Annotated in this window: 16 protein-coding genes; 10 read left to right on the top strand and 6 right to left on the bottom strand. The window is 60.3% G+C overall.

Annotated features, from left to right (window positions below; translation table 11 throughout):
* The first annotated feature begins 3 nt into the window (after positions 1–3).
* On the top strand, positions 4–417 hold the full coding sequence (gene arfB, locus CKW14_RS14745) for an alternative ribosome rescue aminoacyl-tRNA hydrolase ArfB (RefSeq protein WP_095050152.1): 414 nt from the start codon (positions 4–6) through the stop codon (positions 415–417).
* On the opposite strand, the gene CKW14_RS14740 is transcribed toward arfB, so the two are convergent.
* The 6 genes from CKW14_RS14740 to phhA form a co-directional block, all read right to left on the bottom strand.
* Positions 414–1601, bottom strand: a complete 1188-nt coding sequence (locus CKW14_RS14740; protein ID WP_176471293.1) for an MFS transporter — start codon at positions 1599–1601, stop codon at positions 414–416. The two genes, arfB and CKW14_RS14740, sit on opposite strands and share 4 nt — an antisense overlap.
* A gap of 114 nt (positions 1602–1715) precedes the next feature.
* Complete coding sequence (locus tag CKW14_RS14735; protein WP_256579948.1) at positions 1716–1934, bottom strand: hypothetical protein; 219 nt, start codon at positions 1932–1934, stop codon at positions 1716–1718.
* Positions 1935–1969: 35 nt separating this feature from the next.
* Positions 1970–2101, bottom strand: a complete 132-nt coding sequence (locus CKW14_RS30190; protein WP_256573958.1) for a hypothetical protein — start codon at positions 2099–2101, stop codon at positions 1970–1972.
* A 271-nt stretch (positions 2102–2372) separates the two neighbouring features.
* Complete coding sequence (locus CKW14_RS14730; protein ID WP_095125533.1) at positions 2373–3566, bottom strand: amino acid aminotransferase; 1194 nt, start codon at positions 3564–3566, stop codon at positions 2373–2375.
* Positions 3566–3922 (bottom strand): 4a-hydroxytetrahydrobiopterin dehydratase, encoded by a 357-nt coding sequence (locus tag CKW14_RS14725; RefSeq protein ID WP_003222798.1) that lies wholly within the window; start codon positions 3920–3922, stop codon positions 3566–3568. The genes CKW14_RS14730 and CKW14_RS14725 overlap by 1 nt, the downstream gene beginning before the upstream one ends.
* 116 nt (positions 3923–4038) lie before the next feature.
* Entirely contained in the window at positions 4039–4830 is a 792-nt protein-coding gene (phhA, locus tag CKW14_RS14720; protein ID WP_007965510.1) for a phenylalanine 4-monooxygenase, read from the bottom strand.
* Between the two features lie 374 nt (positions 4831–5204).
* Between phhA and CKW14_RS14715 the strand changes: the two genes are divergently transcribed.
* The 9 genes from CKW14_RS14715 to CKW14_RS14675 all read left to right on the top strand — a co-directional run bounded on the left by CKW14_RS14715 (position 5205) and on the right by CKW14_RS14675 (position 19163).
* Positions 5205–6770: a sigma-54-dependent transcriptional regulator gene (locus CKW14_RS14715; protein WP_095050155.1), complete on the top strand. Its 1566-nt coding sequence runs from the start codon at positions 5205–5207 to the stop codon at positions 6768–6770.
* A 299-nt stretch (positions 6771–7069) separates the two neighbouring features.
* Complete coding sequence (locus CKW14_RS14710) at positions 7070–7810, top strand: flagellar basal body rod protein FlgF (RefSeq protein WP_093439577.1); 741 nt, start codon at positions 7070–7072, stop codon at positions 7808–7810.
* A 45-nt stretch (positions 7811–7855) separates the two neighbouring features.
* Positions 7856–8641 carry a flagellar basal-body rod protein FlgG gene (gene flgG / locus CKW14_RS14705; RefSeq protein ID WP_095050156.1) on the top strand — a complete coding sequence of 262 codons (786 nt, stop codon included), beginning with the start codon at positions 7856–7858 and terminating at the stop codon, positions 8639–8641.
* Positions 8642–8693: 52 nt separating this feature from the next.
* On the top strand, positions 8694–9389 hold the full coding sequence (flgH, locus tag CKW14_RS14700; RefSeq protein WP_038363773.1) for a flagellar basal body L-ring protein FlgH: 696 nt from the start codon (positions 8694–8696) through the stop codon (positions 9387–9389).
* Between the two features lie 27 nt (positions 9390–9416).
* A complete protein-coding gene (locus CKW14_RS14695) occupies positions 9417–10505 on the top strand; it encodes a flagellar basal body P-ring protein FlgI (RefSeq protein ID WP_176091703.1) in 1089 nt (362 codons plus the stop codon).
* An 11-nt stretch (positions 10506–10516) separates the two neighbouring features.
* Positions 10517–11809 (top strand): flagellar assembly peptidoglycan hydrolase FlgJ, encoded by a 1293-nt coding sequence (gene flgJ, locus CKW14_RS14690; protein WP_095050157.1) that lies wholly within the window; start codon positions 10517–10519, stop codon positions 11807–11809.
* Between the two features lie 24 nt (positions 11810–11833).
* Positions 11834–13879, top strand: a complete 2046-nt coding sequence (flgK, locus tag CKW14_RS14685; protein WP_095050158.1) for a flagellar hook-associated protein FlgK — start codon at positions 11834–11836, stop codon at positions 13877–13879.
* A gap of 13 nt (positions 13880–13892) precedes the next feature.
* Complete coding sequence (locus CKW14_RS14680; protein ID WP_095050159.1) at positions 13893–15461, top strand: flagellar hook-associated protein 3; 1569 nt, start codon at positions 13893–13895, stop codon at positions 15459–15461.
* 108 nt (positions 15462–15569) lie between these two features.
* On the top strand, positions 15570–19163 hold the full coding sequence (locus tag CKW14_RS14675; protein ID WP_095125532.1) for a glycosyltransferase: 3594 nt from the start codon (positions 15570–15572) through the stop codon (positions 19161–19163).
* The last annotated feature ends 654 nt before the right edge of the window (positions 19164–19817 follow it).

Genomic DNA, 19817 nt, shown 5'->3' with positions numbered 1-19817 from the left:
TCCATGCTGGTGATTTCCAACAACGTGCATCTTCCCGATGCCGAGATCGAACTGACGGCCATCCGCGCGCAAGGTGCCGGTGGGCAGAACGTCAACAAGGTTTCCAGTGCGGTGCACCTGCGCTTCGACATTCCGGCCTCGTCCTTGCCCGAGTTCTACAAGGAGCGGCTACTGGCGTTGCGCGACAGTCGCATCACCAGCGATGGCGTGTTGATCATCAAGGCCCAGCAATACCGTACGCAGGAGGCCAACCGTGCCGATGCGCTTGAGCGTCTGGTCGAGCTGATCCTCAGCGCCACCAAAGTCGAAAAGAAACGCCGCCCGACCAAGCCGACCCTCGGATCGAAGAAGCGCCGGCTCGAATCGAAAACCAAGCGCGGCAGCATCAAGGCCGGGCGCGGCAAAGTGGACTTCTAGTCTTCGCGGTACTTGGCCGTGTGCTTGTACAGATACACGCTCAAGGCCAATCCGCTCAATGCAGCGAGAGCGGCGAACAGGAAGATCGAAGCAAAGCCGAAGCCTGCCGCAATCGCCCCGGCCAATGGCCCGGTGATCCCCAGCGATAAATCAATGAACAGCGAATAAGCACCGACCGCTGCGCCACGGCTTGAAGCCGGCACCAGATTCACTGCCTCCACACCCAGCGCCGGGAACACCAGCGAGAAACCAAACCCGCTCAGCGCCGCACCGGCCAGCGCCCAATGTGCGTCCGGTGCCAGCCACAACAGCAGCAGGCCCAGTGTCTCCACCGACAGGCAGGCAATCGCCACGCGAAAGCCGCCGAGGCGGTTGATCAGATTGCCGAACAGCAGGCGCGCACCGATGAAGCTGGCACCGAACAGGCTCAGGCACAGCACGGCGTTGTCCCAATGCTGTGTGGCGTAATACAGGGTGATGAAAGTGGCGATGGTGCCGAAGCCGATCGAGCCCAGCGCCAGGCCGCAACCGTGGGGAAACACTTTACCGAGCACATGCATGAACGGCAGGCGTTCACCCGCCACAATCGGTGCGGCGGTTTTCGGCCAGGCCAACGCCAGACCAAGAATCGCCAGCAAGATGATGCTGACGCCCATGCTCCACAAACCCAACTGGCCGACCAGCCACACACCGAACGGTGCGCCAACCGCCAGTGCGCCATAACTGGCGATGCCGTTCCAGGAAATCACTTTGGCGGTGTTTGCCGCGCCAACCCGGCCAATGCCCCAGCCGATCGAGCCGGAACCGACAAGGCTTTCAGCGCTGCCCAGCACCAGGCGACCGATCAACAGACTGATCAAACTGAGCATCGGCATGCTCGGTGTCCACGCCGAAATCAGCATGAACACACCGCTCAAGCCACACCCGGCCAGGCCAATCATCACTGCGCGTTTGCTGCCCTGGTTGTCGATGATCTTGCCGGCGTACGGGCGGCTGAGCAGGGTGGCGAGGTATTGCACGCTGATCACCAGACCGGCGATCACCGCACCAAAGCCCAGATCGCTGTGCACATAACCTGGCAGCACCGCGAGCGGAATGCCGATGTTCAGATAACCGATAAAGGTGAAGAGGACGATAGAAACGACTTGCAGCGTGACCGCCAGGGGGCGCTGGGGCTCGGACATAGAGGACGACATGGGTAACGATCCACAGGAACGGCAGATTAGATAGGCTGCTTATGATACCGGCGTGGAGGCTTCTGGGGCGGGAAAAGTAAAACTATTTGCCGGGAGGCCGCTTCAGGGGTTGGCCGGGGCAACCAGTTGTGTGGTGACCAGCGCCGCGAGGGCATTTTCTTCGCTGCCGAAACGGGCGAGCAGGGCGGCTTGTTTCTCGGGGGAGAGACGGTTCCAGATGTCGATCATTTTCTCGGTGGCGCCGATGAGTACGGCAGCTTGGCTTTCGGAGAATTCGTCGGTCATGGCGGGCTCGGGGTTCAGGCAGTGTGGAAAGCGCATGTTAGCGCTTTCCACACGGTCTGTACGACGGGGTCTTACTCTTCGTTGTCGGCCGGGCGGCTCTCAACGGCTTCTTTCTGCTCGGGCTGTTGGGCTCCGGCTTGCTGCGTGGTCGTCTGCTCAGGTACGTGCAGGCTTGGGAAGGGGAGATTAGGAATCTCGTGCATGGTTGCGCTCCTCGCTAAGTCTGTTGATAGATCTGGTAGATCCGCGCTTCTTGAAAGCCTGCGCAGGATACAGCAGGAAAAATGACAATCAGACTTTTAATTCAAATTAATGCGACAGATGGCCGCAGGGGAGGGCAAAACCCAAAGGTCACCACAAACAAATGTGGGAGCGAGCCTGCTCGCGAAGGCAGTGTGTCAGGCAACATTTTCGTTGAATGACACGCCGCTTTCGCGAGCAGGCTCGCTCCCACAGGGTTTTGTGTTGCAGTAACTATTTGCAGACGCTGGCGATGGCTTCTGCCAGCAAGGCGAGGCGCGTAGCGTCGATGCCGGCGACGTTCGCCCGGCCCGAGTTGACCATGTACACGCTGTGATGCTCGCGCAGTTGCTTCACTTGCTCCGGCGACAGTCCGGTGTAAGAGAACATCCCGCGTTGTACGCCAATGTGTGCGAAACGCTCGCGCAGGCCATGCGGCTCCAGCGCTTCAACCAGGCCGCTGCGCAACTGCGCGATACGCAAACGCATGGCTTCCACTTCATCGGCCCAACGGGCTTTCAGCTCTGGATCGGCGAGGATGGTCGCGACCACCGCAGCACCATGATCGGGCGGTGTCGACCACAAATTGCGGGCGATGTTGGCCAGTTGGCTGCGGATGTCGATGAGCTTTTCGGCGCTTTTCGCGCAGACGATCAGCGCACCGGTGCGGTCGCGGTACAGACCGAAGTTCTTCGAGCAGGAACTGGTAATCAGCAGCTCAGGCACCTCGGCCGCGAACAACCGGGTCGACCACGCATCCTGTTCCAGACCATCGCCAAAGCCCTGGTAGGCAAAGTCGATCAGCGGCAGCAGATTGCGGCTGCGCACCACATCGAGCACGCGCTGCCAGTCGTCATGGCTCAAGTCAAAACCGGTCGGGTTGTGGCAGCACGCGTGCAGCAGCACCACATCACCGTTCGGCACTTGGTTGAGCACCGCGAGCATGGCATCGACGTCGAGACGGTTGTCACTGCCCACGTACGGGTAGTGACTGACCTTGACCCCGGCCGTGGCGAAAATGGTTTCGTGGATCGGCCAGGTCGGGTTGCTCAGCCACACGCCTTTGCCCGGCAGGCATTGGGCGATGAAGTCGGCGGCCAGGCGCAGGGCGCCAGTGCCGCCCGGGGTCTGGGTGGCGCCGGCACGTTGTGCGGCGATCAGCTTCGAGTCGGCACCGAGCACCAACTGATTGATGACTTTGCCGAACAGCGGGTTGCCGTGGCCACCGATGTAGGTCTTGGTGTCCTGGCTTTCGACCAGCCGCGCTTCAGCGATTTTCACCGCTTCCGGGATCGGTGTCAGGCCCTGAGCGTCCTTGTAGACGCCAACGCCCAGGTCGAATTTACGCGGGTTGGTGTCCTGCGCATACGCCTCCATCAAACCGAGGATCGGGTCGCCGGGTACCCGGCCGATGGCGTCGAAGTGCATTACTTGCGTCCTTCTGCGGTCTTGGCCACTTCGTCAGTGCGCGCAGCCATGATGAAGTCGTTGCGGTGCAGGCCTTTGATCGAATGGCTCCACCAGGTCACGGTGACTTTGCCCCATTCGGTCAGCAGGCCCGGGTGATGACCTTCTGCCTCGGAGATCTCGCCGACAGCGTTGGTGAACGCCAGGGCGTGCTTGAAATTCTTGAACAGGAAAACTTTCTCCAGCTGCATGATGCTGTCGCGGACTTCGATGTTCCAGTCAGGGATCTGCTTGATCAGGATCGGCAGTTCTTCGTCGCTGACTTGTGGCGCATCGGCGCGGCAGGCTTCGCAGTGGGCTTGGTTCAAAGTGGACATGGTGTATTCCTGAATCGAGTGTGTTTTTTTTATTAAAACGTTTGAGCTGTCAATGCCGTCACGCTAAACCAAAGTGGCGGCGACGGACAGGCTCAATTGTCAGCAAAAGTCGCGGTTCACGCGGCTTTCGGTTTCGGCGGAAACTTCGGTGCGTGCAGACCCAGCTGCATGCCTTGGCGAACCATGGCCATGATGTCTTCATGGGCCACGTCGAACAGACGCTTGAGGTTCGGCAGGACAAAGTACAGCGGTTGCAGGATGTCGATGCGATACGGCGTGCGCATGGCTTCGAGCGGATCGAACGCCTGATGCTCAGGTTCGTCCGACAGCGAATAAACGGTTTCTTTTGGCGAGGACAGGATGCCGCCACCGTAAATGCGTTTGCCTTGCGGGGTGTCGACCAGGCCGAACTCGATGGTCATCCAGTACAGGCGCGCCAGATAAACACGTTCTTCCTTGGTGGCCTGCAAACCGAGTTTGCCGTAGGTGTGGGTGAATTCGGCGAACCACGGGTTGGTCAGCAGCGGGCAGTGACCAAAGATCTCGTGGAAAATGTCCGGCTCTTGCAGATAGTCCAGTTCTTCGCGGGTGCGAATGAACGTCGCCACAGGAAATTGCTTGCTGGCCAGCAATTCAAAAAAGGTCTGGAAGGGGATCAGTGCTGGCACGCGGGCGACCTGCCAACCGGTGGTCTCGCCGAGCACCTTGTTGATCTCGCCCAGTTGCGGAATGCGGTCGTGGGGCAGACCGAGTTTTTCGATACCGTCCAGGTATTCCTGGCAGGCACGCCCTTCGATCACTTTCAACTGGCGAGTGATCAGCGTGTTCCACACCGCATGTTCTTCGGCGGGGTAGTCGATAAAACCTTGCGCATCGGGCTCGCGGGCCACGTATTGCGTCTGCTTCATACTGCTCTCCTGCTAGGGGAATTCGTTCTTGTTATGTCCAGCGATGGATTCAGAATTACCTGAGAGCGAGTTGATGTGCAGCAGGTTGAATGGCCTGCTCGTGGGAAATTTCTCTTTAATTCGTAAAGTTATCGTTACGCTTTGACCGCTGGTGCGCATTTTCGGTGATTTTCAGGTTTGAAAAGCCTAGTGGCTGTCACATAATCTTGACAACTATCTGCGTGCCACTACAGAAAAGTCTGGTGCGGTCCCCCTGTAGTAGTGAGCCTGCTCGCGATAGCGGTGCATCAGTCAGCATCAATATCAACTGACCCAAAGCCATCGCGAGCAGGCTCACTCCTACAGGTTTCTCATCGTTTATTCGGGCGATTTATATGCGCATCAAAGTCCACTGCCAGAACCGCATCGGCATCCTGCGCGACATTCTTAACCTGCTGGTTGCCTACGGGATCAACGTCGCGCGCGGTGAGGTCGGCGGTGAGCATGGCAACGCGATCTATCTGCATTGCCCGAACCTGATCAACATCCAGTTCCAGGCGTTGCGCCCGAAATTCGAGGCGATCGCCGGAGTGTTTGGCGTCAAGCGGGTTGGGCTGATGCCCAGCGAGCGTCGGCACATGGAGTTGAATGCGCTGCTCGGCGCGCTGGAGTTTCCGGTGTTGTCGATCGACATGGGGGGCTCGATCGTGGCGGCCAACCGTGCGGCGGCGCAGTTGCTCGGCGTGCGGGTCGATGAAGTGCCGGGTATTCCGCTGTCGCGTTACGCCGAAGATTTCGACTTGCCGGAGTTGGTGCGCGCCAACAAATCGCGAATCAACGGCATGCGGGTCAAGGTCAAGGGCGACATCTTTCTGGCCGACATCGCGCCGCTGCAATCGGAGCACGACGACAGCGAGGCCATGGCTGGTGCGGTGTTGACCTTGCACCGCGCCGATCGCGTAGGCGAGCGCATCTACAACGTGCGCAAGCAGGAGCTGCGTGGCTTCGACAGCATCTTCCAGAGCTCGAAAGTGATGGCCGCCGTGGTGCGTGAAGCGCGGCGTATGGCGCCGCTCGACGCTCCGCTATTAATTGAGGGCGAAACCGGTACGGGCAAGGAATTGCTTGCGCGCGCCTGTCACCTCGCCAGTCCGCGTGGGCAGTCGCCGTTGATGGCGCTCAACTGCGCAGGCCTGCCGGAGTCGATGGCCGAGACTGAGTTGTTCGGTTATGGCCCGGGCGCGTTCGAAGGTGCGCGCGCCGAAGGCAAGCTCGGGCTGCTGGAATTGACGGCGGGCGGCACGCTGTTTCTTGACGGTGTCGGTGAGATGAGCCCGCGTCTTCAGGTGAAGTTGCTGCGCTTTTTGCAGGACGGTTGCTTCCGCCGGGTCGGCAGTGATGAAGAGGTTTATCTGGATGTGCGGGTCATCTGTGCGACGCAGGTCGACTTGTCGGAGCTGTGCGCGCGCGGCGAGTTTCGCCAGGATTTGTACCACCGCTTGAACGTGCTCTCGCTGCACATCCCGCCGCTGCGTGAATGCCTCGACGGACTGACGCCGCTGGTCGAGCACTTTCTCGATCAGGCCAGTCGGCAGATCGGTTGCTCGCTGCCGAAACTGGCGCCGGCGGCGATGGATCGCCTCAGTCATTACCATTGGCCGGGCAACGTGCGGCAGTTGGAAAACGTTTTGTTCCAGGCAGTTTCGCTGTGCGATGGCGGCACGGTGAAGGCCGAACATATTCGTCTGCCGGATTATGGCGTGCGTCAGCCGCTTGGCGATTTCTCGCTGGAAGGCGGGTTGGACGAGATTGTCGGGCGATTCGAAAAAGCGGTGCTGGAGCGGTTGTATTCCGAGCATCCGAGCAGTCGGCAGTTGGGTAAGCGTTTGGGGGTTTCGCATACCACCATTGCCAACAAGCTGCGTGAATACGAAGTCGGCAAAGAGTCGGGCAGCACGTGATCGTTCCCACGCTCTGCGTGGGAATGCAGCCCGGGACGCTCCGCGTCCCAAAGCGGACGCAGAGCGTCCATTGAGGTATTCCCACGCGGAGCGTGGGAACGATCATTCGAGGGATTGCCGCCAAGCGGCATAACACCGCCGGTTTTTCGACTTCGATACATTTCAAATTTCCCCTCGCCATCCCCCAAGTCCTTTGTTTGCCGGGCCTTTGTGCGCCAGAAAAAAGTTGGTCTGCAAATTGCTTATGGCTCAGCAGTACAGCGGTGGGCGGCAAACGTCCGGCATGCAGAGGAAAGAGTGTGGACAAGTACCTTTATGTGGCAATGACCGGCGCCAGCCAGAACGCACTGGCGCAGAAGGCTCATGCCAACAACCTGGCGAACATCTCCACCAACGGTTTTCAGCGCGACCTGGAGCAGGCGCGTTCGATGCCGGTGTTCGGTGACAGCTTTCCGGCGCGTGCGTTTGCCATGAGCGAACGGCCCGCCACCGACTTCACTCCGGGCTCGCTGGTGCAGACCGGTCGTGACCTCGACGTCGCTGTCACCGGCAATGGCTGGATCGCCGTGCAGAACCCGAACGGCGGCGAAAGCTACGTGCGCACCGGCAGCCTCAACGTCGACGCCCTCGGCGTATTGCGCGCCGGCAACGGCATGCCGGTGATGGGCAATGGCGGTCCGATCGCCGTGCCGCCCGAGCAGCAGATCGAAGTCGGTGAAGACGGCACCATCAGTATTCGGGCGATGGGCGAAGGCCCGCGCGTCATGGCGGAGGTCGACCGGATCAAGCTGGTCAACCCGGACATCAAGAACATGAACAAGGGCCTCGACGGCTCGATCTACACCAAGGACGGCCAGCCTGCGCCGGCCGATGCCAACGTCAAACTGGTGTCGGGTTTCCTGGAGTCGAGCAACGTCAACGCCGTTGAAGAGATGACCTCGGTGCTGGCCTTGGCCAAGCAGTTCGAGTTGCACGTCAAGATGATGAACACCGCCAAAGACGACGACCAGGCCATGGCTCGGGTCTTGCAGATCAGCTAATTATCAGAACGTCGCGCCGAAAAACAGGCGCACGAGGAGAATCGAATGCTTCCGGCTCTATGGGTTGCCAAAACCGGTCTGTCCGCCCAGGACACCAACCTGACCACCATTTCCAACAACCTGGCGAACGTGTCGACCACGGGTTTCAAACGTGATCGTGCCGAATTCCAGGACTTGCTCTACCAGATCAAGCGTCAGCCAGGCGCTCAGTCGACTCAGGACAGCGAACTGCCGTCGGGTCTGCAACTGGGTACCGGTGTGCGCATTGTCGGCACCCAGAAAAACTTCACCGCCGGCAGCCTGCAAACCACCGAGCAGCCGCTGGACATGGCCATCGACGGTCGCGGTTTCTTCCAGATCCTGCAGCCGGACGGCACCACGTCCTACACCCGTGACGGTACCTTCCACCTCGATTCCAACGGCCAGATCGTCAACGCCAGCGGTTTCGCTCTGGAACCTGCCATCGTTATCCCGAACGACGCCCAGACCTTCACCGTTGGCCGTGACGGTACTGTGTCGGTGACCATCGCCGGTAACCCGGCAGCGCAAGTGATTGGCAACCTGCAAACCGCCGACTTCATCAACCCGGCCGGTCTGCAAGCAGTGGGTAACAACCTGTTCCTGGAAACCGCCGCTTCCGGCGCGCCGCAAGTCGGCACTCCGGGTCTGGCCGGTTTCGGTACCACCCTGCAGAACACCCTGGAAACCTCCAACGTCAGCACTGTTGAAGAAATGGTCAACATGATCACCACTCAGCGCGCGTACGAGATGAACTCCAAGGTGATCTCCACCGCTGACCAGATGCTCTCGTTCGTAACGCAGAATCTGTAATCAAGTCTATGAGGCGGCCATGAGGTCGCCTGCAACACCGTGAGGTAGGGTCATGAATCGCTTTGTATCTGTTCTGGCATTGAGTGGGGTCGTCTCGCTCGCGGGCTGCGTCGCTCCGACGCCCAAGCCCAATGACCCTTACTACGCCCCGGTGTTGCCGCGCACGCCGTTGCCGGCTGCCGCCAATAATGGCTCGATCTATCAGGCCGGCTTCGAGCAGAACCTGTACAGCGACCGCAAGGCTTTCCGGGTCGGTGACATCATCACCATCACCCTGAACGAGCGCACGCAGGCGAGCAAGAACGCCAACTCGCAGATGGACAAGAACAGTGACAACAAGGTCGGTCTGACCTCGTTGTTCGGCTCCAGCCTGACCACTAACAATCCGATTGGGGGCAACGACCTGAGTCTGAACGCCGGCTATAGCGCCGACCGTTCGACCAAAGGCGACGCCAAGTCCGGGCAGAGCAACAGCCTGACCGGTTCGATCACCGTGACCGTCGCTGACGTGCTGCCCAACGGCATCATCGCCGTGCGTGGCGAGAAGTGGCTGACGCTGAACACCGGTGACGAACTGGTGCGCATCGCCGGCCTGGTGCGTGCCGATGACATCGCCACGGACAACACTGTGTCGTCGACCCGGGTCGCCGATGCACGCATCACCTACTCGGGTACCGGCGCGTTTGCCGATACGAGTCAGCCAGGCTGGTTCGACCGTTTCTTCCTCAGCCCGCTGTTCCCTTTCTAGGTGGCTACGTTGAATTTCAAGAGCCTCATGCTGGCTGCGGCGCTGATGTCCGCAGCCTTTGGTGCCCACGCCGAGCGGCTGAAAGATATCGCCAGCATTTCCGGCGTGCGTTCCAACCAGTTGATCGGTTACGGCTTGGTGGTCGGGCTTAACGGCACCGGCGACCAGACGACGCAAACCCCGTTCACCCTGCAGACCTTCAACAACATGCTCTCGCAGTTCGGCATCAAGGTGCCGCCGGGATCGGGCAACGTGCAGTTGAAAAACGTCGCGGCGGTGTCGATCAGTGCCGACTTGCCGGCGTTCGCCAAACCCGGTCAGCAGGTCGATATCACCGTGTCCTCGATCGGTAACTCCAAGAGCTTGCGTGGCGGTACGCTGTTGCTGACCCCGCTCAAGGGTATCGACGGCAACGTCTACGCAGTCGCTCAGGGCAACCTGGTGGTCGGCGGCTTCGACGCCGAAGGCCGTGACGGTTCGAAGATCACCGTCAACGTTCCGTCGGCCGGTCGTATCCCCGGCGGTGCCTCTGTGGAGCGTTCGGTGCCGAGCGGTTTCAACCAAGGCAACAGCCTGACGCTGAACCTCAACCGTTCCGACTTCACCACGGCCAAACGCATCGTCGACAAGATCAACGACATGCTTGGCCCTGGCGTTGCGCAAGCCATCGATGGCGGTTCGATCCGTGTCACTGCGCCGCTCGATCCGAGCCAGCGCGTCGACTACCTGTCGATCCTGGAAAACCTCGAAGTCGACCCGGGTCAGGCGGTGGCGAAAGTCATCATCAACTCGCGTACCGGCACCATCGTCATTGGCCAGAACGTGAAAGTGTCGCCAGCCGCCGTGACCCACGGCAGCCTGACCGTGACCATCACCGAAGACCCGATTGTCAGCCAGCCCGGCCCTCTGTCCAATGGCCAGACCGCTGTCGTGCCGCGCTCGCGGGTGAATGCCGAGCAGGAAGCCAAACCGATGTTCAAGTTCGGTCCGGGCACCACCCTCGACGAAATCGTTCGTGCGGTGAACCAGGTCGGCGCGGCGCCGGGTGACTTGATGGCGATCCTCGAAGCCTTGAAGCAGGCCGGCGCGTTGCAAGCCGACCTGATCGTGATCTGAGGCCGACCCTTATGGATATGCGCAAAAGCGGTCTGGTCAGCAGCAGCGATTCGGGTTCCTACTCGGACCTCAATCGCCTGAACCAGCTCAAGGTCGGCGACAAGAACAGCGATGCAAACCTGCGCAAGGTGGCGCAGGAATTCGAATCGCTGTTCCTTGGCGAGATGCTCAAGTCGATGCGCTCGGCGACCAACGCCTTGGGTGAAGACAATCCGCTGAACACGCCGGCGGCCAAGCAGTATCAGGAAATGTACGACCAGCAACTGGCCGTTTCCATGTCCCGCGAGGGCGGTGGTATCGGTCTGGCCGACGTGCTGATGCGCCAGATGTCGAAGAACAAACCGCTGGCGCCGGGCGAGGCCGCTGCAGCGTCCGCCGCCAAGCAGGAAGAAGCCAAGGCGAAAGCTGCTGCCGTGGCTACGCCGATTGCCGCCGGCACCGTTGCCACCAATGGCCCGTTGTCGCGGCTCAATGGCGAGCGACCGCTGTGGGCGTCGCGTTCGGTGAATGCGCCGAACACGCAACTGGCTCATCGCAACGATATGGAACTGATCAATCAGCGTCGCCTGGCTTTGCCACCAAAACTGGCCGATCGTTTGCTCGCCGGGCTGGTGCCGTCAGCCACGCCGGCAGCGGCAACGGCATTGCCGCAGCGTGCGACAACCGCTGCCACCACTGGCGCCGGCCCGCTGTACAACGGCGATTGGCTGGCCCGCGCCGAGGGCGAAAAAGCTTCGGGCGGACAGATGCAGGTCTACGGTCGCGCCATGGCGCAGATTCCACTGGCGCCGGCGAAGAAAGCTTTCAGTTCCGCCGACGAATTCGTCAACACCATGCTGCCGATGGCCAAGGAAGCGGCCGACCGCATCGGCGTCGATCCGCGTTATCTGGTGGCGCAGGCGGCGCTGGAAACCGGTTGGGGCAAGTCGGTCATGCGTGCCCAGGATGGCAGTAGCAGCCACAACCTGTTCGGCATCAAGGCGAGCAGCAACTGGAAGGGCGATTCGGCCCGGGCGATCACCAGCGAGTTTCGCAATGGCGAGATGGTCAAGGAGACGGCCGAGTTCCGTTCCTACGCCTCGTACAAGGACAGCTTCCACGATCTGGTGACTTTGCTGCAGAGCAATAATCGCTATCAAGATGTCGTGAAGTCTGCCGATAACCCAGAACAGTTTGTACGCGAGTTGCAAAAGGCCGGTTACGCCACCGACCCGAACTACGCAAGCAAGATTTCGCAGATTGCCAAGCAGATGAACAGTTTCCAAAACTACGCTGCGGCGGGTGTATCCACCACGCCTTTATAAGGCACAAGGTATAAGGTCTGAACCATGAGTTTGCTCAATATCGGGATGTCGGGACTGTCGGCCAGCCAGTCCTCTTTGGCTACGACAGGCAACAACATTGCCAACGTCGACACCGCCGGTTATTCACGTCAGCAAACCGTGCAGGGCACCAAATCCTCGCAGCAGTTCGGCACCGTGTTCATCGGTACGGGCACGACCCTGGCCGACGTGCGCCGGGTGTACAACTCGTACCTGGAAAGCCAGCTGCACACCGCTACTTCGCTCGACAGCGAATCGGCTGCTTACCTGGCGCAGGCCACACCGCTGGACTCGATGCTGTCGGACACCAACACCGGCCTGACCGGTGTGCTGCAGAAGTTCTTCACCACGATGCAGGGCGTTTCGACGTCGGCGACCGATGACACCTCCCGCCAATCGGTGCTGACCGGTGCGCAGGCGCTGACCAGTCGCTTCAATACCATCGCCAAACAGCTCAACGACCAGAACACCACCATCAACGGCAGCCTTGGCGACATGACGGCCCAGGTGAACAAACTGGCCACCTCGATTGCCAACCTGAACCAGAAAATCGGCGAGATCTCCACCAGTGGCGGTGCGCCGAACGATCTGCTCGACAGCCGCAACGAAGCCGTGCGCCAGCTCTCCGAACTGACGGGTGCACAGGTCGTCGAGCGTGGCACCAGTTTCGACGTTTACATCGGCAGCGGTCAGCCTCTGGTGATCGGCAACACCACCAACACGCTGAGCATGGTCGCGAGCAAAGACGACCCGTCGCGCATGGCCATCCAGATGGATCGCGGTTCGAGCACCATCGACATCACCTCGGCGATGAGCGGCGGTGAAATCGGCGGCCTGTTGACTTACCGCAAAGAAGTCCTCGACCCGTCGCTCAACGAGCTGGGCCGCGTGGCGCTGGTGATCGCTGATCAGGTCAACAGTCAGCAAGCCCAGGGCATCGACAAGAACGGTGACTTCGGCGCGGCCATTTTCAACAACATCAACAGTGCCGCGCTGATCAGTTCGCGCAGCATCGCGCAGTCGGGCAACAGCACCGGTTCGGGTAACCTCGATGTCACCATCAAGGACACCGGCAAGCTGACCACCAGCGATTATCAAGTGACGTTCACCAGCGCCACTGACTACACCGTCAAGCGTTCCGATGGCACCGATATGGGCGCCTTCAGTACCACGACCAATCCGCCGCCTGTGATCGACGGTTTTACCCTTGCTCTCAAGGGTGGTGCGTTGAGCGCCGGTGACAGCTTCAAAGTCACGCCGACCCGCAATGCGGCGGCGAGCATCCAGACAGTGCTCACCGATCCGAAGAAAATCGCTGCGGCCGGTCCGTTGACCGGTGTGGCCAGCGCCAACGGTCTGGGCACTTTCACCCAGCCGACGCTCAACAGCAAAATCGATATCTACAACCCGACTGCCCAGGCTGACATGCAGGCGGCGCTGAAGAACTCGACGCCGGTCAAGCTGGTGTTCGGTGCGGTCACCGGGGGCAGCCAGTCCTACACCTTTGTGGATGCCAAGGGCGGCCTCATCAGCAGCGGCACTATCGTTCCCGGTCAATCGAACACGCTGGACCTGAAAGTCGGCATCGTCGATGCCAGCGGCAACCCGGTGATGGACACCAGTGTTACGCCGAACGTGCAGAAGACATTCTCCGTACAGACCACCGTTGGCGGCACGCCGAAGTCCGGCGAAACCTTCACCATGAATCTCACCGGTGCGGCGTCTTCGGACAACCGCAACGCGCAATCGCTGGTCGCCCTGCAAACGGCGCAGACCGTCGATACCGGTTCGGCGAGCAAGGGCATCAGCCTGACTGACGCCTACAACAAGCTGGTGACCAACGTCGGTACCAAAACCGCCCAAGGCAAGTCCGACAGCGCCGCGACCTCGGCGATTCTGGATAACGCCAAAGGCGCGCGCGATTCGCTGTCCGGGGTCAACTTGGATGAAGAAACCGGCAACCTGGTCAAATATCAGCAGTACTACACAGCGTCTTCGCAGATCATCAAAGCTGCGCAGGAAACTTTCGCCACGCTGATCAACAGCCTTTAAGGAGTCGTAATTCATGCGCATTTCCACCGCCCAGTATTACGGCACGCAAGCGTCGGACTATCAGCGTAACTTCAACAAGGCCGTCGCCACCGCCAGCGAGGCGAGCAGCCTGCAGCGCATCAATACCGCCGCCGATGATCCGATCGGTGCCGGGCGCTTGCTGCAACTGGGCCAGCAGGCCGCGATGCTCGATCAGTACAAGACCAACGTCGACAGCACCAAAAGTGCATTGACCGTGCAGGAATCCACGCTGGATTCGATCACCACCGCGTTGGCCCGCGCCAAGGAACTCGCCCTGGCCGCCAACAATGGCACGGCCACCGACAAGGACCGCCAGGCTTACGCTTCGGAAATGGGCCAGATCCAACAACAAGTGTTGGGTCTGATGAACGCCAAGGATGCCAGCGGCAACTACCTGTTCTCTGGTTCGAAGACTGACACCGCGCCGTATTCGCAGAATGCCGACGGCACCTACAGCTACAACGGTGACCAGACCACGATCAATCTGGGCATCGGCGATGGCATGACGATCGGCACCAACACCACCGGTTGGGCTGCTTTCCAGCAGACCATCAATACCGCGCGTACCAACGTCGCCATGACCGCACCGGCAGTGGATGACGGTCGCGTCGTACTGTCCAACGGCACGATCGGTACCGTAGCCACTTACAACTCCAAGTTCACCGCTGGCCAGCCGTATACCGTCAGCTTCCTCAGCAGCACCCAGCTGAAAATCACCGATGCCCTTGGCAACGACGTGACGGCTGAGGCGAGCCAGAACGGTCTGGTCAGCAACAGCAGCGGTGCCAACCAGACGGTCAGCTTCCGTGGCGTCGACATGAAGCTGAACATCAACCTGAAGGCTGGTGATACCAACCCGGACGCGGTCATTGCCGGCCACAGCTTCCAGTTGTCTACCGCGCCTGACTCGTTCACTACCACGCGCAGCCCGGGTAACCCGTCGACCGCCGTGATTACCGGTTCGAGCATCACTGACCAGGCGGCGTACACTGCGGCATTCCCGCAGGGCGGCGCCGTTCTCAAGTTCACCAGCGCCACCGCATTCGATCTGTATGCTGCGCCGGTGACTGCGGACAGCAAACCGGTGTCCTCGGGCACTGTGGCCGGTAGCAACGCCACGGCGGCAGGCGTGACCTTTGCTCTGGGCAGCGCACCGGCAGCGGGTGATCAGTTCTCGATCCGCCCAAACGATCACCAGACCCAGAACGTGCTCGACACCCTCGGTCAGATGATTACTGCTCTGAATACACCGATCGATGGTGATCCGGTGGCCAAGCAGAAATTCCAGGGCGCCATGGAGGCGGGCCTCGGCAACATCGACGCGGCCAACAATCAGATCGGCACCGCGGTGACCGAGATTGGTGCCCGTGGTCAGGCGCTGGAAATGCAAGCCACCACCAATGACAGTCTGAGCACCGCGAATACCACCACGCAAGGTTCCATTCGCGATTCGGATCCGGCTGAAGTGATGACGCGACTGACCCTGCAGCAGACCATGCTGCAAGCTTCGCAGCTTGCGTTCAGCAAGATCAGCCAGTTGGGTCTGTTCAACAAGATCTGATCCTCAACGGGCGCGTAAGCGCCCGTTTACCCTGCCACTCAGTCATGTTTTTTAGCGGTATCAAGGGCTCGCTTTTCCGAGCGGGCTCGTATCGCCTGTGAGCCCGCCGTGAATTCACTCCCTCTTGTCAGTCTTGTCATTCCCGCCTTCAATCCGCGCTTCTTCGAGCGGACGCTGAACAGCGCTGTCAGCCAGAATTACGCCAATCTTGAAATCATCGTGTGCGATGACAATCGTGGCAACGAGATTGAAGACATCGTTACGCGGGTGACGGAGCAGACCGGCTTTGTCGTGCGTTACGTGCGCAACCCACGAACGCTGGGGCTGGTCGGTAACCTGAAGGCCTGCCTTGAGCAAGCCCGGGGCGAGTTCATCAAATTCCTGTGTGATGATGACCTGCTGTATTCGGCCTGTATCGAACAGCAAGCCCACGAGCTGCGGCGTGACGAAGTCAGTCTGGTGGTAGCGCAACGGTTGTTGTGGGATGCCAACGACATCATCCTGCCCGCACGTCTGGAAAACAGCTCATTGTCGCCGGCCAGTGGTTTGCTCAAAGGCGACGATGTACTGAGCATCTTTGAAAAATTCCCGGTCAACGTACTGGGTGGATTCAGTAGTGCGCTGTTTCGCCGTAGCGACGTTGTGGAGCTTTTGCCAGCCTTGACCGAGGAGGGGGCCTGCTTCGTTGCGACGCTGGATTTTGCCTTGTACGTCTGTCTGTTGCGGCGCGGCAATCTGGTGGTCTCCAACAACGTACTGAGTGCCGAGCGTCTCTACCCCGAGCGTCTGAGCGCGCAGCAACCGATGAAAGACGCGGCCGAGATCGAGCGCGAGTGGATCTCGCAAATGCTCAAGGTCCGCAGCGGCGAGTCGGCGCCGGCGCCGGGCTGGGTTCGTTATGTGCCGTTGACCAAGGCCGATGAGTCGCCTCGGGTCTGGCAGGAGCTGCCGCTGAGCCGTACCCTCGGCACCAAGCAGAGCCGTCAGGAGCTGGGGGTCGGAGTCGACAGCTTCAGTTTTGGCGAACTCTATGCACAATGGCTGGCGGTTCGGGTGTTGACCGAGGCGCAGCGCCAATGGCTGCCGGAAACCCTCGCTGGCTGGCCGCACCGACCGCGCATCGTGCCGATCATCATTGATGCCCAAGGCAGTCGCGATGGCCTGAAGCGCACCCTTGAGGCACTCGCCGCTCAGGATTACCCGCCGGAACTGGTTCTGGTGCTGTCCACGGCTTGCAGCGAGGGGAAGCTGGACGATCGGGTGTTCCACATGCCGTTGCAGGGTGACGGCCTGGAGCAGATCAACGCTCTGCTGCCGCAACTGGAAGGCGCCGACTGGTTTTATCTGTTGCAGCCAGGTGACTGCCCGGTGGCGCCAGCATTGTTGGTGATGGCCGATCGCATTGCGCACGCAAGCTCATTGACATGCCTGTACAGCGACGAAGGCAGTCTGCGCGATGGTGAGTCGGCCGAGCCTGCGTTCAAGCCGGATTTCAACCTCGACCTCATGCGCAGCTACCCTTACGTCGGGCGAGCGCTGGCGTTCCAGCGCGAACGGTTCCTGGCGCTTGGTGGTTTTACCTCGACGTTCGCCGAACTCGCGCCCCACGATGTGCTTTGGCGCATGGTTGAAAGCGATGGCCTGCAAGTGGTCGGGCACATTGCTGAAGTGTTGCTGGAGTCGAAATTCGATCTGTCGCAATGGCTCACTGATCCTGGCGTTGCGCAGCAAAGTCCGCGAATCCTCGAAGCGCATCTGCAACGCCTTGGCATCGCTCACGACATTCGCGACCGTAACGGCGGGCTGCTCAATCGTGTCGACTATCACCATGCCCGGCGCCCATTGGTGTCGGTGGTCATTGTCACGCAGGACCAGACGGCTGCCTTGCAACGCTGCGTCGAGACATTGCTGGAAAAGACCGACTACACCGAGTACGAATTGCTCTTGGTCGATAACGGCAGCGAAAGCGCTGAAGCGTTGGCTTGGCTGGACGGTATGGCGCAACTGGGCAGCGAGCGGATTCGCGTGCTGAGCTACCCGCAAAAGGGTAACGCGGCAGCGGTGCACAACTATGCCGTCAGCCAGGCGCGCGGTGAGTATGTGTTGATGCTCAACGCCTTTGCGGTGATCACCCGGAACGACTGGCTCGACGAACTGCTCAATCATGCGCAACGCCCGGAAGTCGGGGTGGTTGGCGCCAAGCTGTTCAATCCGGACGGCGGCGTGCTGCACGCCGGCCTGATTCTTGGCTTGAACGGGCCGGTCGGGTTGCCGTTCTATGGCCAGCCGATGCAGTCGGAAGGGTACATGCATCGCCTGCAGGCGGTGCATGACCTGAGTGCCGTCGGCAGTGATTGCCTGATGATTCGCAAGTCGGTGTTCGAAGCTGCCGGCGGGCTGGACGAGCAGGACCTCAAACAAACGCTCAATGTCGTGGACCTGTGTCTGCGCGTTGGCCGCGACGGTTATCTGGTGGTGCTGAACCCCAATGCGATCCTGGCTGTGGGTGCGCGGCCAAATGCGATGGCGACACCGGAGGAAGAAGCGCAGCACGCCGAGGAGAGGGACACGTTTTACCAGTGCTGGTTGCCGCTGGTGGCGCGAGACCCGGCCTACAACGTCAACCTGACGTTGCAGGGCGTGGGCGCCACCAACTTCAGTCTGGAGCCGGGACTGCGCACGGGGTGGAGTGCATTCTCCAAGGCGCAGTTGCCCAATCTGCTGGTGGTGCCGATCAACGCTTCGGCCATCGGCCATTACCGCATGAGCCAGCCGATGATCGAGCTGGAAGCGGCCAATAGGGCGGAAGGGCGTATTTGCTACGGCTTGCCGTCGATCATCGATATCGAACGTCAGTCGCCTGATGTGATCGTTCTGCAAGGGCGCTACTCGGAGCACGCCATCGATGAAATCCCACCGCTGAAAAAGTACTTCAACGCTCGACGGATCTTCGAACTCGACGACTACGTCATTGATGTTCCCCACCGCAATGCGCACATACGCAACATGCCGAGCAAGCAGGACATGGAGCGCATGGTGCGCCGCGCGATCGGGCTGTGTGATCGTGCGGTCGTATCCACCGCACCACTGGCCAACGTGCTGTCGGACATGCACCACGACATTCGTGTCGTCCCTAACATGTTGGCCAAGGACTTGTGGGGCCACCTGCGCAGCCAGCGTCGGACCTCGAAGAAACCGCGGGTCGGCTGGGGCGGCGGCACCAGTCACCACGGTGATCTGGCGGTGATCGCCGAGGTTGTTCGTGAACTGGCCAATGAAGTCGACTGGGTGTTTTTCGGCATGTGTCCGGATGATCTGCGGCCGTACATGCATGAGTTCCATGGCGTCATCGGCCTGGACGTGTACCCGGCGAAACTGGCCAGCCTCAACCTCGATCTCGCGTTGGCGCCGCTGGAGTTCCATATCTTCAACGACTGCAAGAGCAACTTGCGGCTGCTGGAATACGGCGCCTGCGGTTACCCGGTGATCTGCACGGATACCGAGGCCTATCGCGGTTATTTGCCGTGCACGCGGATCAAGACCAACAGTACGGATGAATGGCTGCAAGCGATCCGTATGCACCTGGCCGATCCTGATGCCAGTTATCGCATGGGTGATGAATTGCGTGAGGTGGTGTTGCGCGATTACGTGTTGCGCGGCGATAACTTGCGCTACTGGGAATACGGCTGGCTGGCGGATTGATCGAGCGGGGCTTGGCGGCCTTTGGGCCGACCAGGCTCTTGGGGTTTTGGGGGTATATCCGTTGCTGCGGGGGTTGCTGATTAGGGTTCCGCCCTTACGGCGGGTCACTTTTTCCAGACGCCGAAAAAGTAACCAAAAAGGCTTGCTCCTACGTGCGGCCCACTCGCTAAAGCTCGGGGTCCCTTCGCTCCGGGATCGATCCGGGGGGCATCGCCTACGGTTTGCTTCGCTGCACCTCCTCTCGATGTGTTTGGCTTCGCCAAACGGTCGCTGCGCTCCCACCCCCGGATCAATCCCTCCGCTCAGCCTTCCGACGTCGCTCGTGGATCAAGATCAAGAGCTGCAGCCGAGCTAACGCTCATCCTGTTGAGTGGTGAGGAGCGGGGCGTGGTCGGCTTTGGATTTGTGGTGGGTTTTCCCCTCACCCCAGCCCTCTCCCGAGGGAGAGGGAGCCGATTTGTGGGCTTTTCAAGGTTTGAGTTCGACTCGGTATCGCACGTCGGCGTACTTCTCGCAATTTCCTCGGTTGATCTGGTCAAACGATACTGGACACGGTTATAGGGTTTTACCCTTTTTCATGCCGCCAGGGCCTCCATGTCCACCGGAGTTCGGTAGCCATTGTGACTGTGCAGCCTGATCCGATTGTAATAATGG

It is taken from the genome of Pseudomonas sp. Irchel s3a12 (assembly GCF_900187485.1).
Classification (GTDB): domain Bacteria; phylum Pseudomonadota; class Gammaproteobacteria; order Pseudomonadales; family Pseudomonadaceae; genus Aquipseudomonas; species Aquipseudomonas neuropathica.
Note: the sequence above shows the minus strand (reverse complement) of the source record. Positions and strands in the feature narration are given on the sequence as shown.